This window comes from Luteimonas sp. YGD11-2 (genome assembly GCF_004118975.1).
Classification (GTDB): Bacteria; Pseudomonadota; Gammaproteobacteria; order Xanthomonadales; family Xanthomonadaceae; genus Luteimonas; species Luteimonas muca.
Genome location: NZ_CP035376.1, coordinates 2,295,262 through 2,309,080, shown reverse-complemented (window position 1 = coordinate 2,309,080; position 13,819 = coordinate 2,295,262). Strand labels below are relative to the sequence as shown.

General features: G+C 68.5%; 14 protein-coding genes and 3 tRNA genes. 14 read left to right on the top strand and 3 right to left on the bottom strand.

The features are described 5' to 3' along the window. The first annotated feature begins 97 nt into the window (after positions 1 to 97). From lon to ERL55_RS10560, 6 genes are all read left to right on the top strand, one after another. Positions 98 to 2,533 (top strand): endopeptidase La, encoded by a 2,436-nt coding sequence (gene lon / locus ERL55_RS10585; RefSeq protein WP_129136395.1) that lies wholly within the window; start codon positions 98 to 100, stop codon positions 2,531 to 2,533. A 215-nt stretch (positions 2,534 to 2,748) separates the two neighbouring features. After that, positions 2,749 to 3,021 (top strand): HU family DNA-binding protein, encoded by a 273-nt coding sequence (locus ERL55_RS10580; RefSeq protein ID WP_129136394.1) that lies wholly within the window; start codon positions 2,749 to 2,751, stop codon positions 3,019 to 3,021. A 13-nt stretch (positions 3,022 to 3,034) separates the two neighbouring features. Beyond that, positions 3,035 to 3,109, top strand: a tRNA-Val gene (locus ERL55_RS10575). A gap of 25 nt (positions 3,110 to 3,134) precedes the next feature. Further along, positions 3,135 to 3,211, top strand: a tRNA-Asp gene (locus ERL55_RS10570). Positions 3,212 to 3,306: 95 nt separating this feature from the next. After that, positions 3,307 to 3,383: transfer RNA gene (locus ERL55_RS10565), tRNA-Asp, on the top strand. 179 nt (positions 3,384 to 3,562) lie between these two features. Beyond that, on the top strand, positions 3,563 to 5,530 hold the full coding sequence (locus ERL55_RS10560; protein ID WP_129136393.1) for a SurA N-terminal domain-containing protein: 1,968 nt from the start codon (positions 3,563 to 3,565) through the stop codon (positions 5,528 to 5,530). Between the two features lie 163 nt (positions 5,531 to 5,693). On the opposite strand, the gene ERL55_RS10555 is transcribed toward ERL55_RS10560, so the two are convergent. Beyond that, positions 5,694 to 6,932 carry a lytic transglycosylase domain-containing protein gene (locus tag ERL55_RS10555; RefSeq protein WP_241685751.1) on the bottom strand — a complete coding sequence of 413 codons (1,239 nt, stop codon included), beginning with the start codon at positions 6,930 to 6,932 and terminating at the stop codon, positions 5,694 to 5,696. Next, positions 6,929 to 7,699: a hydroxyacylglutathione hydrolase gene (gloB, locus tag ERL55_RS10550; protein WP_129136392.1), complete on the bottom strand. Its 771-nt coding sequence runs from the start codon at positions 7,697 to 7,699 to the stop codon at positions 6,929 to 6,931. Before gloB ends, ERL55_RS10555 begins: the two co-directional genes overlap by 4 nt. Positions 7,700 to 7,735: 36 nt before the next feature. Here gloB and ERL55_RS10545 point away from each other — a divergent pair, with 36 nt between their 5' ends. The 3 genes from ERL55_RS10545 to dnaQ are packed head-to-tail and all read left to right on the top strand — an operon-like array spanning position 7,736 to position 9,606. After that, positions 7,736 to 8,389, top strand: a complete 654-nt coding sequence (locus ERL55_RS10545) for a methyltransferase domain-containing protein (protein ID WP_206733308.1) — start codon at positions 7,736 to 7,738, stop codon at positions 8,387 to 8,389. Then, positions 8,386 to 8,844: a ribonuclease HI gene (rnhA, locus tag ERL55_RS10540; RefSeq protein WP_129136390.1), complete on the top strand. Its 459-nt coding sequence runs from the start codon at positions 8,386 to 8,388 to the stop codon at positions 8,842 to 8,844. The genes ERL55_RS10545 and rnhA overlap by 4 nt, the downstream gene beginning before the upstream one ends. Before the next feature lie 27 nt (positions 8,845 to 8,871). Next, positions 8,872 to 9,606: a DNA polymerase III subunit epsilon gene (gene dnaQ, locus ERL55_RS10535; protein ID WP_129136389.1), complete on the top strand. Its 735-nt coding sequence runs from the start codon at positions 8,872 to 8,874 to the stop codon at positions 9,604 to 9,606. Positions 9,607 to 9,678: 72 nt separating this feature from the next. Here the strand turns inward: dnaQ and ERL55_RS10530 are convergent, their stop codons facing one another. Continuing rightward, positions 9,679 to 10,383 (bottom strand): PP2C family serine/threonine-protein phosphatase, encoded by a 705-nt coding sequence (locus tag ERL55_RS10530; protein WP_129136388.1) that lies wholly within the window; start codon positions 10,381 to 10,383, stop codon positions 9,679 to 9,681. A gap of 454 nt (positions 10,384 to 10,837) precedes the next feature. Here ERL55_RS10530 and ERL55_RS10525 point away from each other — a divergent pair, with 454 nt between their 5' ends. The 5 genes from ERL55_RS10525 (at position 10,838) to ERL55_RS10505 (ending at position 13,526) form a co-directional block, all read left to right on the top strand. Continuing rightward, positions 10,838 to 12,094 (top strand): site-specific integrase, encoded by a 1,257-nt coding sequence (locus ERL55_RS10525; RefSeq protein WP_129136387.1) that lies wholly within the window; start codon positions 10,838 to 10,840, stop codon positions 12,092 to 12,094. Positions 12,095 to 12,167: 73 nt separating this feature from the next. Continuing rightward, positions 12,168 to 12,428 carry a hypothetical protein gene (locus ERL55_RS10520; protein ID WP_129136386.1) on the top strand — a complete coding sequence of 87 codons (261 nt, stop codon included), beginning with the start codon at positions 12,168 to 12,170 and terminating at the stop codon, positions 12,426 to 12,428. Positions 12,429 to 12,430: 2 nt separating this feature from the next. Further along, positions 12,431 to 12,853 carry a hypothetical protein gene (locus ERL55_RS10515; protein ID WP_129136385.1) on the top strand — a complete coding sequence of 141 codons (423 nt, stop codon included), beginning with the start codon at positions 12,431 to 12,433 and terminating at the stop codon, positions 12,851 to 12,853. A 3-nt stretch (positions 12,854 to 12,856) separates the two neighbouring features. Then, positions 12,857 to 13,273 (top strand): hypothetical protein, encoded by a 417-nt coding sequence (locus ERL55_RS10510; protein WP_129136384.1) that lies wholly within the window; start codon positions 12,857 to 12,859, stop codon positions 13,271 to 13,273. Position 13,274: 1 nt separating this feature from the next. After that, positions 13,275 to 13,526 (top strand): hypothetical protein, encoded by a 252-nt coding sequence (locus ERL55_RS10505; protein WP_129136383.1) that lies wholly within the window; start codon positions 13,275 to 13,277, stop codon positions 13,524 to 13,526. Positions 13,527 to 13,819 lie beyond the last annotated feature (293 nt).

Genomic DNA, 13,819 nt, shown 5'->3' with positions numbered 1-13,819 from the left:
AATGGCATGCAGCGTCCGCTTGCAAGCACCTCGCGCCAGCCCCATAACGGAGCCAGTTGCCGGGCGATCCTGCCCGGCCGATCCTCCCGGAGTCCCGATGACCGCTACCCCCGAAACCGCCGCCTTCGACCTGCCGGTGCTGCCGCTGCGCGACGTCGTGGTATTCCCGCATATGGTGATCCCGCTGTTCGTGGGGCGCGAGAAGTCGATCCGCGCGCTGGACATGGCGATGGAAGCCGACAAGCGGATCCTGCTGGTGGCGCAGAAGTCGGCCGAGACCGACGATCCGGCCGCCGACGATCTCTACACCGTCGGCACCGTCGCGCAGGTGCTGCAGCTGCTGAAGCTCCCCGACGGCACCATCAAGGTGCTGGTCGAGGGCGTGTCGCGCGCGCGCGTGGACGCCGTGGTCGAGCGCGGCGGCACGCTTGCCGCGCAGGGCCACGAAGTCGAGCCCGAGGATGGCCGCGAGGAGCGTGAGATCGAAGCGATCGCGCGCTCGCTGATGAGCCTGTTCGAGCAGTACGTGAAGACCAGCCGCAAGCTGCCCCCGGAGCTGCTGCAGACGCTGGCCGGCATCGACGAGCCGGGGCGCCTCGGCGACACCATCGCCGCGCACCTGGGCGTGCGCCTGGCCGACAAGCAGAAGCTGCTGGAGACGTTCGAGACCGGTTCCCGGCTGGAGATGCTGGTGGGCCTCGTCGACGGCGAGATCGACGTGCAGCAGATGGAGAAGCGCATCCGCGGCCGCGTGAAGTCGCAGATGGAGAAGTCGCAGCGCGAGTACTACCTCAACGAGCAGATGAAGGCGATCCAGAAGGAGCTCGGCGAGATGGATGACGCGCCGAACGACATCGACGAGCTCGCGCGCAAGATCGCCGAGGCGGGGATGCCGAAGGCGGTGGAGACCAAGGCGAAGAGCGAATTCAACAAGCTCAAGCAGATGTCGCCGATGTCGGCGGAAGCCGCGGTGGTGCGCAACTACCTCGACTGGCTGCTGGGCGTGCCGTGGAAGAAGCGCAGCAAGGTGCGCAAGGACCTCAAGGTCGCGCAGGACGTGCTCGATGCCGACCACTACGGCCTCGAGAAGGTCAAGGAGCGCATCCTCGAGTACCTCGCCGTGCAGGCGCGGGTGAAGCAGTTGCGTGGTCCGATCCTGTGCCTGGTCGGCCCGCCCGGCGTGGGCAAGACCTCGCTCGGGCAGTCGATCGCCAAGGCCACCAACCGCAAGTTCGTGCGCATGTCGCTGGGTGGCGTGCGCGACGAGGCGGAGATCCGCGGGCACCGCCGTACCTACGTGGGCTCGATGCCGGGTCGCATCGTGCAGAACCTCAACAAGGCCGGCACCAGGAACCCGCTGTTCGTGCTCGACGAGATCGACAAGATGTCGATGGACTTCCGGGGCGATCCGTCCTCGGCGCTGCTGGAAGTGCTCGACCCGGAGCAGAACAACGCGTTCAACGATCATTACCTCGAGGTCGACCTCGACCTGTCGGAGGTGATGTTCGTGGCGACGTCCAACTCGCTCAACATCCCCGGCCCGCTGCTCGACCGCATGGAGGTGATCCGCATCCCGGGTTACACCGAGGAAGAGAAGCTCAACATCGCCATGCGCTATCTCGTGCCCAAGCAGCTCAAGGCCAATGGTCTCCGGCCCGCCGAGCTGAAGATCGCCGAGGCGGCGATCCGCGACATCGTGCGCTACTTCACGCGCGAGTCCGGCGTGCGCAACCTCGAGCGCGAGATCGCCAAGATCTGCCGCAAGGTGGTCAAGGAGATCGCGCTGGCCGGCCCGCAGCCGAAGAAGGCGGTGAAGACCGTCGCGGTCAACGCGCGCAACCTCGACAAGTACCTGGGCGTGCGTCGCTACGACTTCGGGCGTGCCGAGGAGGACAACGAGATCGGCATGGTGACCGGGCTGGCCTGGACCGAGGTCGGCGGTGACCTGCTGCAGATCGAGTCGACGCTGGTGCCCGGCAAGGGCCAGCTGATCCTCACCGGCCAGCTCGGCGACGTGATGAAGGAGTCGGCTTCCGCCGCGCTGTCGATCGTGCGCTCGCGCACCGAGCGGTTGGGCGTGGCGATGGACTTCCTGCAGAAGCACGACGTGCACGTGCACGTGCCCGATGGCGCGACGCCGAAGGACGGCCCGAGTGCAGGCATCGCGATGACCACGGCGCTGGTGTCGACCCTGACCAAGATCCCGGTGCGCGCCGACGTGGCGATGACCGGTGAGATCACGCTGCGCGGGCGGGTCACCGCCATCGGTGGCCTGAAGGAGAAACTGCTTGCCGCCATGCGTGGCGGCATCCGCACGGTGATCATCCCCGAGGAGAACCGCAAGGACCTCACCGACCTGCCGAAGTCGGTGACCCAGCAGATGGAGATCGTGCCGGTGAAGTGGATCGACGAGGTGCTCGACCTCGCGCTCGAGTCGCCGATCAAGCCGGTGAAGCCGGCCAAGGACGTCGCGCCGGTCATCTCCAAGCCGCGTTCGAAGAAGGCCGGAACGCAGGCCGGCGTCAAGCATTGACAGGCTTCCCCGGCCTGCGTTAGTGCCCGTAAACCCGCGTGGTTGCGGGCTTTTTCCTTGCGTCGCGCAGGGGGCGCTGTTATAAAACCCGGGTCCGCGATGTGCGACGCACGTCGCGCATCGCATCGTCCGAACCGGTCACGCAGGCACGTCCACACCAGAGGCGGGCCGGTTGTCATCACCGCGACATCGCCGTCGCACAGGAGCGTCTCTAAATGAAGAAGTCCGATCTGATCACCAACGTCGCCGACAAGTGCGACCTCACCAAGGCCCAGGCCACCTGTGCTGTCGACGCCGTGTTCGAGGCGATCACCAACGGCCTGAAGCAGGGCGAGGACGTGGCCATTGCCGGCTTCGGCACCTTCGAGGTCCGCGAGCGCGCTGCACGTACCGGCCGCAATCCGCGCACCGGCGAAGAGATCCAGATCGCAGCCACGAAGAACCCCGCGTTCAAGGCTGGCAAAGCGCTCAAGGACGGTGTAAATTAAGCGGCTCCTTCGGGGGTGCTTAGCTCAGCGGTAGAGCGTCGCCCTTACAAGGCGAGGGTCGGGGGTTCGAAACCCTCAGCACCCACCAAGCCGAGTTTCAAGAGTTTCATCGCGGAGCGGTAGTTCAGTTGGTTAGAATGCTGGCCTGTCACGCCGGAGGTCGCGGGTTCGAGTCCCGTCCGCTCCGCCATTGATCTCGAAGGGCGCCGTCTTTTGGCGCCCTTGTTTTCTTCAAAGGGTAGGGAAGTCGATTCCCGCCCGCTACACCTGAAACAGTTTCAACGCGGAGCGGTAGTTCAGCTGGTTAGAATGCTGGCCTGTCACGCCGGAGGTCGCGGGTTCGAGTCCCGTCCGCTCCGCCATCTCGTTTCCGAAGGGCGCCCTCACCGGCGCCCTTTGTGTTTTGGTGCGCGACGGAGCGGCGTATCCCGATCGCGCTGCGCGCCCAGTGCGGCGACCCGTGGTGCGCGTGCCGTGGTGGACTGCTGCGCTCCGCCAATCCGGGTAAACTGCGCGGCTACGTCGATAGCCGGTTGTCGCCATGCTGCAAGCCCTGAGAGAGAAGACCAGCGGTTGGATCGCGGTCGTCATCGTGATCCTGCTGGCGATTCCGTTCGCCTTCTTCGGCATGGAGCAGTACCTGTTCCAGGGTGGCGGCAACCATGTCGCGCGCGTCGAATCGGCGCCATCGTGGTGGCGCTCGGCGCCGGACTGGTGGCCGGTGCGCAAGCTTGCGTGGACGCACGAGGACGTGTCGCCCGAAGACTTCCGCTTCGCGTTCGAGAGCGAACGCCAGCGCCAGCGCGAGGAACAGGGCGATGCCTTCGATGGCCTCGCGTTCGAGAGCGCGGACAACCGTCGGCAGGTGCTCGAACAGCTGATCGACCAGGCCGCGCTGCGGCTTGCCGCGCGCAACCGCGGCATCGCCGTGGGCGACGCCCAGGTGGCAGCGGAGATCCAGCAGATCCCGGCGTTCCAGGTGGAAGGCCGTTTCGATCCGCAGCGCTACCAGCTGGCGTTGCAGTCGCAGAATCCGCCGATGACGCCGCGGCAGTTCGACGAGCGCGTGCGCGAAGGCATACAGCAGTCGTTGCTGCCCACGCATGTCGCGCAGTCGGCCTTCGTGACCCCGGCCCAGCTCGACCGCCTGATGGTGCTGCTGGGCGAGCGCCGCGACGTGTCGTTCGCGGTGTTGCCGCCGGCGGTCGACGAAGCTCCGGTATCGGATGCGGAGATCGAGGCCTGGTACCAGGCCAACCAGGCCGACTACCGCGCGCCGGAAATGGTGACGGTGGAATACATCGTGCTGGACGGCAGTGGGCTGCAGGACGAGGCGGTGGACGAAGCCCAGCTGCGCGCGCACTACGAGAAGGAACGCGCACGGTATGCGGAGCCCGATCGCCGGCTGGTCTCGCACATCCTGATCGAGGTTCCTGCCGATGCGGACGCCGATGCGCGGCGCGCAGCAGAGGACAGAGCCAGGGACCTCGCCCGCCAGGCGCAGCAGGGCGCGGACTTCGCCGCACTGGCGCGTGAGCATTCCGAGGATCCCGGCTCGCGTGATGCCGGTGGCGATCTCGACTGGGTGGAGCCCGGCATGATGGGTGATGCGTTCGATGCCGCGTTGGCGCAGATGCAGCCTGGCGACGTCGGCACCGCGCGCACCGAATACGGTTGGCACGTGTTGCAGCTGCGCGAGCTGCAGGCCGGCACGCAGACCCCGTTCGAGGACGTGCGCGAGCAGCTCGAGCGCGAGCTGGGCGAGGGTGCGCGTGAGCGTGCCTTCAGCGAGCTGGTCAACCGCGTCGTCGATCGCGCCTACCGCAATCCGACGTCGCTGGCGCCGGCCGCGGAAGAAGCCGGCCTGCAGGTGCAGAACGCCGGGCCGTTCCCGCGGGGTGGTGCTCCCGGCGTGCTCGCGCATCCGGCAGTGCAGCGGATGGCCTTCAGCCCGGCGATGGTCGAGGACGGCACCGTCAGCGATCCGGTGGAAACCGGCCCCGAACAGTCGGTGATGCTGCGCGTGACCGAACACTCGCCGGAGCGTGCGATGCCGGTGGATGCGGTGCGTGACCAGGTGATCGCCGCGGTCCGCGCCGACCGCGCACGCAAGGCCGGCATCGCGACCGCGGACGCGATGGTGGCACGCGTGGCGGAAGGTGCGACGCTGGCCGCGGTCGCCGCAGAGCACGAGCTTCCGGTGCAGGACGTGCCCGGGGTGCCGCGCGGGACGCCGGTGCCGCATCCGGCCGCGGTCGAAGCCTATTTCCGTGCCCCGGTGCCGGCGGAGGGCGCGGTGTCGCCCGGCCACGTCGCGCTCGAGGATGGCAGCGTGGTGGTCTATGCGGTGAGCGCGGTCACTCCGGGCGATCCTGCGGACGCCAGCGAGCAGGAGCGGCTGATGCTCGCCCAGCAGTTGACCATGCTTGCCGGTGGCGAGGCGGCACAGACGCTCGTGCGCTCGCTGCGTTCGCGGATGAAGGTGACCGTGAACGAGTCGCGCCTGTAACGGAGTCGTCCGGCGGATCAGGAGAGGCGCGGGCGGCGACGTCCGCGCCTTTTTCGTGAGTGGGACGTGGCCCGGGGCAACAGCCGTGCCGGTCGCCTGAAGGCACGTGCGCGTGAGCGTGCGGCACGCGGATCACGGCGCGCCAACGGGCGCGCGCAAAGCCTCAGGGGCTTCCCTGGGCGGTCTCCACGGCCGCGGTGCCGGCGGGCAGTACGTCGTCGATCAACAGGGTCATGCCCGGATGCAGCACGCTGTTGCCGCTGAGGCCGTTGCGGGCGAGCAGCTGGGCGACGCCGATGCCGTAGCGACGGGCGATGCGCCATACCGATTCGCCACGGGCGACCACATGCGAGCGCGGTGGCTCCACCGCCTGTGCGTAGTGGACCGGTTCCGCCGCCGGGGTGCGCGCCGGGACCGATGCCACCGATGTCACGGCCGTCCGGCTTCCGGCAGTGCCCGGGGCGTCGACCGGGATCGCGGCCACCGCGCTGTCGGCGCGGCCGGCACGTGCGGGCGCCAGCACCTGCAGGTTGCGGTCGGCGCTGGCGATACGCCCGTCGGGGAACGCCGGGTTGAAGCGCCGGATCTGGCCGGGGTCATGGCCCTCGCGCGACGCCCAGCTGTCGAGATGGCCCGCGCCTCGCGGCAAGGGCGCCGGGACCAGCACCGGCACGGTGTGGTCGATCGCCTGCAGCCACTCCTCGCGTTCGCCGGCCTCCAGCAGCAGGCATGACAGTGCCTGCAGCTTGCGCACGTAGGCGCGGGTGGTCTGCGGCATCGGCAGTTCCTCGGGCCGGGCATCGGCGGCGCGCTGCCCGGCCTGTCGCAATGCGCCGAACAGGCGGTACTCGCCGGCGTTGTAGCCCATGACGGCAAGCCGCCAATCGCCAGCGAACATGCCGTGCAGGGTCTTGAGGTAGCGCACCGCGGCCTGGGTGGAGTCCACCGGTGACAGGCGGCCGTCGTAGCCCGGACGGATCGGGACCTTGTGGTTGCGTGCGGTCAGCGCGATGAACTGCCACAGACCGGCGGGCCCGGACGCACTGCGCGCGCCCGGCCGGTAGCCGCTCTCGACGAACGGGATCAGCGCGTATTCGGTGGGCAGGTGCTGGGCGCGGAGCTGATCGACCACATAGCCGAACAGCGGAAGCAGGCGATCCGGCGTGCGCGCGAGATCGGCGGGTACATGCGCGAAATGACGGCGCCAGCGGTCGCTGGAGTCGGCACTGCAGTCGCGATCGGCCAGACCGTCGACAAAGCTCTGGTAGATCTCCCGACCCTGGCGCTCGGTGCGCTCCGCGACCGGGGCGACCGGTGCGTCGGCCGCGAGCGCCGCGCCAAACGGCAGCAGGCAGGCGAGGGCGACGGCCAGCTGCCGCATCGCCGGGCGCCGCGCCGTCATGCGGCGAATCCGTCCTTCCAGGCGCGCAGGGCGCCGAACCAGGCGTCGCGGGGAGCATCCGCCGGCGGCGCCACCGGTGCGCCCCCGCGGATGGCGGTACGCACGGCAGGCACATCGATGCGCAGGAACGGGTTGCAGGCCAGCTCGTCGGCCAATTGCGTGGGCAGGGTCGCGTTGCCGGTCTGGTCCATGGTGTCCAGCTCCTTGCTGAGGCGCGCCAGCGCCGGGTTGTCCGGTTCCACCGCACGCGCGAAGCGGGCGTTGGAGTGGGTGTATTCGTGGCCGCAGCAGACCAGCGTCGTGCCGGGCAGGGCGGCGAGGCGGTCCAGGGAGGCCAGCATCTGGGCGGGCGTACCCTCGAACAGCCGACCGCAACCGAGGCTGAACAATGTGTCCCCGCAGAACAGTACGCCATGGCCGGAAAAGGCCAGATGGCTGCGGGTGTGGCCGGGTACGGCCATGACCTCGAGCGACCAGGGGCCGATCGTGATCCGTTCGCCATCGACGACGCGGCGCGTGGCCGACGGGATGCGCGGATCCTCCGGCGCGATCACCGGCGTCGCGGGCCAACGCTCCAGCAGCGCGGGGACGCCACCGATGTGGTCGCCATGGTGGTGGGTCAGCAGGATCGCCAGTGGTGGCCCGCGCAGGGCATCGAACACCGGGTCGGCCACCCCGGGGTCGACGACGAGCGCGTGCGCGCCGTCATCGTCGGCGAGACACCAGATGTAGTTGTCCGACAGTGCCGGGATCGGCTGCAGGCGCACTCGGCCGGCCCCTTGGGGTCTGTAGAATGCGTGACCATGCCCTCCACCTCCCTGAATGGTCAACCTCGGGTGACCACGTGGTTCGCCAGCACGGCCGGCCGCATCCTGCTTGATGGCGAGGACGCGATGCTGGAGCGCAGCCTGGCGGAGCGCCCGTCGCCGCCCTGGCTGTGGCTGGCACCGGCACCCCGCCGTGATCCCGGCGATGCCTGTGGACGGGGGATGTGCCTGTGGCGCGACCGGCAGGGCTGGGCCGGCGCGGTCCGCTGCGGCACGGCGCTGCCGCTGCCCAGCGCGACCATGCGCGTGGTGATCCTGCAGCACGTGGTGCGCGCCGGTGGCGAGGACGATGACCTGCTCGAGGAAGCCGCACGCGTGCTGGAGCCCGGCGGGCGGCTGTGGCTGTTCACCCTCAACCCGTTGTCGCCCTACCGCTGGCGCTGGCGTGGCCAGGGCCTGCGCGCGGCCGAGCCGCTCGGCTGGCGCCGGCGGCTGCGCCGCGCCGGCCTTGAACCGGAGCCGGTGTCGCAGGGCATCGGTCCGCAATGGAAGCTGGAAGCCAGTGACGTGCTGCAGTCCGGCCCGGGCCTGCGCGCGGCCTACGCGCTGCGCGCAGAAAAGCGAGTGGCCGCGCTGACGCCGTTGCCGTCCGCGCGTCTCGCACTGCCGCGGGGGTTGCCGGCGGCATGACGCGCAAGGCGGTGGAGATCCATACCGACGGCGCCTGCCTCGGCAACCCCGGCCCGGGCGGCTGGGCCGCGCTGCTGCGCTATCGGGGCAAGGAGCGCGAACTGGTCGGCGGCGAGCCGCTGACCACCAACAACCGGATGGAGCTGATGGCGGCCATCAGCGGCCTGGAAACCCTGACCGAGCCGTGTACGGTGATGCTGCAGACCGATTCGCAGTACGTGCGCAAGGGCATCACCGAGTGGATGCCGAACTGGCTGCGCCGCAACTGGCGCACCGCCGGCGGCGACCCGGTCAAGAACCAGGACCTGTGGCAGCGGCTGCACGCCGCGGCCCAGCGCCACGAGATCGACTGGCGCTGGGTGAAGGGCCACAACGGCGATCCCGACAACGAGCGCGTGGACGTGCTCGCCCGCGACGAAGCCGTGCGCCAGCGCGCGGCGGCACTGGTGCGTTGACTCATGGCAGACGGCAACCGACTCCGCATGCGACAGATCGTTCTCGATACCGAAACCACCGGCCTGGAATGGCGCAAGGGCAACCGCGTCGTCGAAATCGGCTGCGTCGAGCTGGTGGAGCGGCGACCGACCGGGCGCACCTTCCACCGTTATCTCAACCCGCAGCGCGAGTTCGAGATGGGCGCGCAGGAGGTCACCGGGCTGACGGTCGAGTTCCTCGCCGACAAGCCGCTGTTCGCCGATGTCGTCGCAGAGTTCATCGAGTTCGTCGACGGCGCCGAGCTGGTGATCCATAACGCCGCCTTCGACATGGGCTTCCTGGAAGCGGAGTTCGCCCGCTGCGAGGGCGTCGGCAAGCTGGGCGACCGGGTACGCGTGCTCGATTCGCTGGAGATGGCGCGCCAGCGCTATCCCGGCCAGCGCAACTCGCTGGACGCGTTGTGCCGGCGGCTGGGTGTCGACAACGCCCATCGCCAGCTCCACGGCGCGCTGCTCGATGCCCAGTTGCTGGCGGAGGTCTACCTCGCGCTGACCGCGGGGCAGGGCGAGATCGGCTTCGGCCAGGTGGACGAGGCGGAAGCCGCGAGTGCCGCGATCGCGCTGGCCGGGCTGCGGCTGGGGCCGCGCCCGCGCGTGGTGGTGCCGGAGGCCGAACTGCTTGCGCACGTGGCACGGCTGGATGCGATCCGCAAGCGCGCCGGTGGCAGGACGGTGTGGGAGACGGTGCAGGCGTCGCCGGCCAGCCTGGAAACCCCTGCCTGAGGGCCGGGGTCGGCGCGGACCTTCGCGGATGGTTCCGGATACTGCTTGCCCGGTCGCTGCCGGGCCGGGCGCTTACTGGCTGCGCACCAGCACCACGGTGACGTTGTCCGAGCCGCCGTTGTCGAGCGCGGCGGCGACCAGGCCGTCCGCACACTCCTGGGCACTGCATTCGTCATGCGCCAGCACCCGCGCGATGCCGCGGTCGTCGACTTCCTCGGTGAGCCCGTCGCTGCACAGCAGCAGCTGCATGCCGGACTGCAGTTCCCCTGACAGCGTCTCCACTTTCAGGGCCTCCGGCTCGGTAACGCCCAGGGCCTGGGTGACCACGTTCCGGTGCGGGTGGTGGCGGGCCTGGTCGATGCTGATCGCGCCCTGGGAGATCAGTTCCTGCACATAGCTGTGGTCCTGCGACAGCTGCACCAGCTTGCCGTCGCGCCACAGGTAGGCGCGGCTGTCGCCGACCCAGGCCACCTGGAAGCGCTGGCCCTCGACCCGCGCCGCGACCACCGTGGTGCCCATCGGCAACGCATCGTGTCGCCGGCGCGATGCGCGGATGATCTCCTCGTCGGCGATGCGGATCGCCTGCGCCAGCGGCGTGCCCTGGCGGACCTCGCGCACGATGGTCTCGCGCGCCAGCGCACTGGCGACTTCGCCGTACTCGTGGCCGCCCATGCCGTCGGCCACCAGCCACAGGCCGAGTTCGGCATCGCCGTAATAGGTGTCTTCGTTCAGTTCGCGCCGCAGGCCGGCGTGGGTGAGATGCCCGAACTCGATCATGCGTGGTCCGCGATTGCCGGTGGGGCCGAAGGGAACAACGGCGGTCCGGGCGGGGTAGGGTCAGCGGGCATGCGGTCCGTCGGGGCGCGTATGGCGTGGCGCGATGATGGCATTGACGGGCGGATACGCAAAACGCCTCGCGGACGTGGTGTCCGGGCGGGGGATTGCGCGGCCGTTGGCCGCGCGCCCTGCGGCGCTGCGCGCCTTCGGGTCGAACCCGGGGGTTCGACCCAAAGTCCCCCTCTCCGCCAGATACGCAAAACGCCCCTTGCGGGGCGTTTGCGTATCTGGCGGAGAGGGGGTCCGCCCAACCGTAGTCCCATGATGTGCCGCCCTGTTCCAAGGGACTCTACTTTTCAGCACTCTACTGCGGACTTTATCGCTGAGTCGTCCCGTCCCGTCCCTTGACGTCCCACTCAATCCCCTGTCCAATGTAGGGAACAGGGGAGGGAACATGGCCCGTTCGATCAACAAGCTGTCAGCGCTCAAGGTCCGCCAGCTCTCGGAAGCGGGTCGCTACGGCGACGGCGACGGCCTCTACCTCTACATTTCCAAGCTCGGCACAAAGTCCTGGGTCTTCCGCTATCGCGACCGAGCGACGGGCAAGCATCGCGACAAGGGGCTCGGGCCATTGCGGGACATCTCGCTCGAGCAAGCCAGACAGGCCGCGCGCGACGCGCGAATGGTGCTGCGGGCCGGCATGGATCCGATCGACCGTCGCCGGCAGGAACGCAGCGAGAGCGCCCGGGAGCGGGCCAGCGCGGTGACGTTCGGCTACTGCGCTGATCGCTACATCGCGGCGCATGCCGCGTCCTGGCGGAACGAGAAGCACGGCAAGCAGTGGCGCGCCACGCTCGACACCTACGCCGCGCCGCTGCTTCCGATGCCGGTGGCGAGCATCGAGACGCCTGACGTGCTGCGCGTGCTGGAGCCGATTTGGTCGACGAAGACGGAAACCGCCACGCGCGTGCGGCAACGGATCGAGGCCGTGCTCGACTGGGCAGCGGCTCGCAAGTACCGCCACACGGAAAACCCGGCGCGGTGGCGGGGCCACCTGGACAAGCTGCTGCCGCAGCCGACCAAGCTCAAGAAGGTCACGCCACGCGCCGCGCTGCCGTACGCCGAGCTCGCGGAGTTCATGAGCGAGCTGCGCGCCCGCGGGGGGCTGTCGGCCCGCGCGTTGGAGCTCCAGATCCTGACCGCCACGCGCCCGAGCGAGGTGGCCGGCGCGCGCTGGGAGGAGTTCGACCTGGCCGCTGGGACGTGGACCATCCCCGGGGAGCGCATGAAAGCTGGCAAGCCGCATCGCGTGCCGCTGTCGCCCGCTGCCCTCACGTTGCTGCGCGCGCTGCCGCGGCTCCACGGGGAGGACCACGCCTACCTGTTTCCGGGCTCTGGGAAGAACCCGACGATGACGACCGCGGCGCCGTTGAAGCTGCTGAAGGAGATGCGCCCGAACGTGGTCTCGCACGGCTTCCGATCCACCTTCCGCGATTGGGCGGCCGACATGACCGCATACCCGCGGGAGATCGCTGAGGAGGCGCTGGCACACGCGCTCTCCGACAAGACCGAGGCCGCCTACCGCCGTACGGACCTGTTCACCAAGCGCGCCTCGCTGATGGCGGACTGGGCGCGCTACTGCGAGACCGTCCCGGGTGAGGTGGCCCACATTGGTCAGGCTCGCAAGGCCCGGCACACAGCGTCGGCATAGCCGGCAAAGCGGCGGAACCGGGTGTTAGAGGCACCCGGCCCGCCTTCCACAACCGTTCGATAGGAGAACGATCATGGCAACTGAAAGTGTAGCGAAGCACGCAATCTCCACTGGAGACATCGAAAGGATCCGCTGGCTGTTGCTGGACGGGATCAAGGCAAACAGCGAACTGCAGAGGTTGAAGGAGAACGTCGCGTCTGCAGCGGCCGCTGGCTGGCAGGCGAGTGCTCTACTGTCTTTCCAGCCACACCCGATAGACTTCGACCTGACCGAAGCGGCGGAGATGATTCAGGTCCTCAGCGTCCTCGAACCGGTCGAAGAAGGGGGGGCGTAGTCATGGCACTCAAGCCCGAAGAGCTGAAGGCGATCGCCTTGGCAAGTGAAACGGTAATGGCGTACGGCGAGCACGGGCTTGAGCCCACTGCGGCGAGCGACGTCGTGGAGATCTCGTCCCCTCCCCTTGGCGCCGGCAACCTGGTCATCCCGGCGACGCATCGCTGGATGCGCCGCCGACCCGGCGAGGGTGTGCCGACCCGGATTCGCCGCGTCCTGCGCCCCGGCACGCGTTTGAACCGCGGCGCGTACCCGTACATCGAGTTCGACTGCACGCCGTTCGAGCGCGGCATGACGGACGCCGGCCCGATCATGGGCGATTGGTCCGGGTGCAGCTTGCGCGGGCGCGTCGACGCTGACGATCCGCTCTGGGCCGCATTGCCAACGCGGGATCGTGCACGCCTCTACGCTGCCGTGGAGGCCTGAGCCATGGCACTTAGTCCTGAGGAATTAAAGGCGCTCGCTATCGAGCTCGCTGCGGCAATGCCGCCAATTTCCACCCCAGACCGACGAGAGTCGGGCCAAGACATGGATTCGGCGCCTCGCGAGACGGTAGGGGCGTTTCTGCAAATCCTGGAGGCGCTCGATTCCGGAAAGGCGACGGCGGATCAACTGCGCCGACGGGCGATGAACCTGCCGGGCGGCGGCGGTCTGTGCGCACTTCCATGGATCGACCTGGCTGACGACATTCACCGAAGCGCGTCGCCCGTGGGTGAGTCCCGCATGGAGGAACCCGTCTTTCGGCGAGGAACCGGCATGGCGCCGGTGGCTTGGGCCGACTGTCTGTGGCAGCCCGCTATCGCCGCCGGCGGTGACGCACCTAGTCGACATGCAGGAGGGAAATGACATGCACATCGACGCAAATCGAACGCCTGAGAAGTCACGCGACACTTTGTACGCGCTCCCCAGCGGGGAGATCGTCGGTCCTGGCTGTTCCGAGCACGAGGCATTGGAACTCATGAGTGGCATGTCGCTCTCGGACCAGCGCCGGTTCCTGCATCTCATGCAGATGGTCGTGGCGGGCGAGTTCGACATCTTGCAGACGCTCGAATGGAGCGATGAGCGCAAGAGGGAGTTCGTGCGTTCTCTTCCGGAGTAATTCAGAGCGTACACCTATGGCAAAGCTACCCGACTTCAGTGATGACGACAGGGCCAGGCTGAAGGAGCTCGGTGTTGGCGACGAGCAGATCACTCGCCTGCGTTACGCGATCCCCATTGTCGAGATGATTGCCAACCCCGCAAACTACGCGCCAAAAGCCGACGTGATGTCGATCTTGGACGAAATTTCCAACTTGTCCGGCAAGCTATCGAAGAAGCTCGAGGCCCTCGTTGTTCCCAAACGGGATGCGGCCCATGGCGTAGCGTATGGCTTGGTCGAGGAGGGTTACTGGC

Bases quoted from the DNA above. Each gene is read 5' to 3' on its own strand.
- ERL55_RS10520 (WP_129136386.1), top strand. From the start codon at position 12,168: ATGGCAACTGAAAGTGTAGCGAAGCACGCAATCTCCACTGGAGACATC.
- ERL55_RS10555 (WP_241685751.1), bottom strand. From the start codon at position 6,932: ATGACGGCGCGGCGCCCGGCGATGCGGCAGCTGGCCGTCGCCCTCGCC.
- rnhA (WP_129136390.1), top strand. From the start codon at position 8,386: ATGACGCGCAAGGCGGTGGAGATCCATACCGACGGCGCCTGCCTCGGC.
- ERL55_RS10505 (WP_129136383.1), top strand. From the start codon at position 13,275: ATGCACATCGACGCAAATCGAACGCCTGAGAAGTCACGCGACACTTTG.
- dnaQ (WP_129136389.1), top strand. From the start codon at position 8,872: ATGCGACAGATCGTTCTCGATACCGAAACCACCGGCCTGGAATGGCGC.
- ERL55_RS10545 (WP_206733308.1), top strand. From the start codon at position 7,736: ATGCCCTCCACCTCCCTGAATGGTCAACCTCGGGTGACCACGTGGTTC.
- ERL55_RS10515 (WP_129136385.1), top strand. From the start codon at position 12,431: ATGGCACTCAAGCCCGAAGAGCTGAAGGCGATCGCCTTGGCAAGTGAA.
- lon (WP_129136395.1), top strand. From the start codon at position 98: ATGACCGCTACCCCCGAAACCGCCGCCTTCGACCTGCCGGTGCTGCCG.
- ERL55_RS10530 (WP_129136388.1), bottom strand. From the start codon at position 10,383: ATGATCGAGTTCGGGCATCTCACCCACGCCGGCCTGCGGCGCGAACTG.
- ERL55_RS10510 (WP_129136384.1), top strand. From the start codon at position 12,857: ATGGCACTTAGTCCTGAGGAATTAAAGGCGCTCGCTATCGAGCTCGCT.
- ERL55_RS10525 (WP_129136387.1), top strand. From the start codon at position 10,838: ATGGCCCGTTCGATCAACAAGCTGTCAGCGCTCAAGGTCCGCCAGCTC.
- ERL55_RS10560 (WP_129136393.1), top strand. From the start codon at position 3,563: ATGCTGCAAGCCCTGAGAGAGAAGACCAGCGGTTGGATCGCGGTCGTC.
- ERL55_RS10580 (WP_129136394.1), top strand. From the start codon at position 2,749: ATGAAGAAGTCCGATCTGATCACCAACGTCGCCGACAAGTGCGACCTC.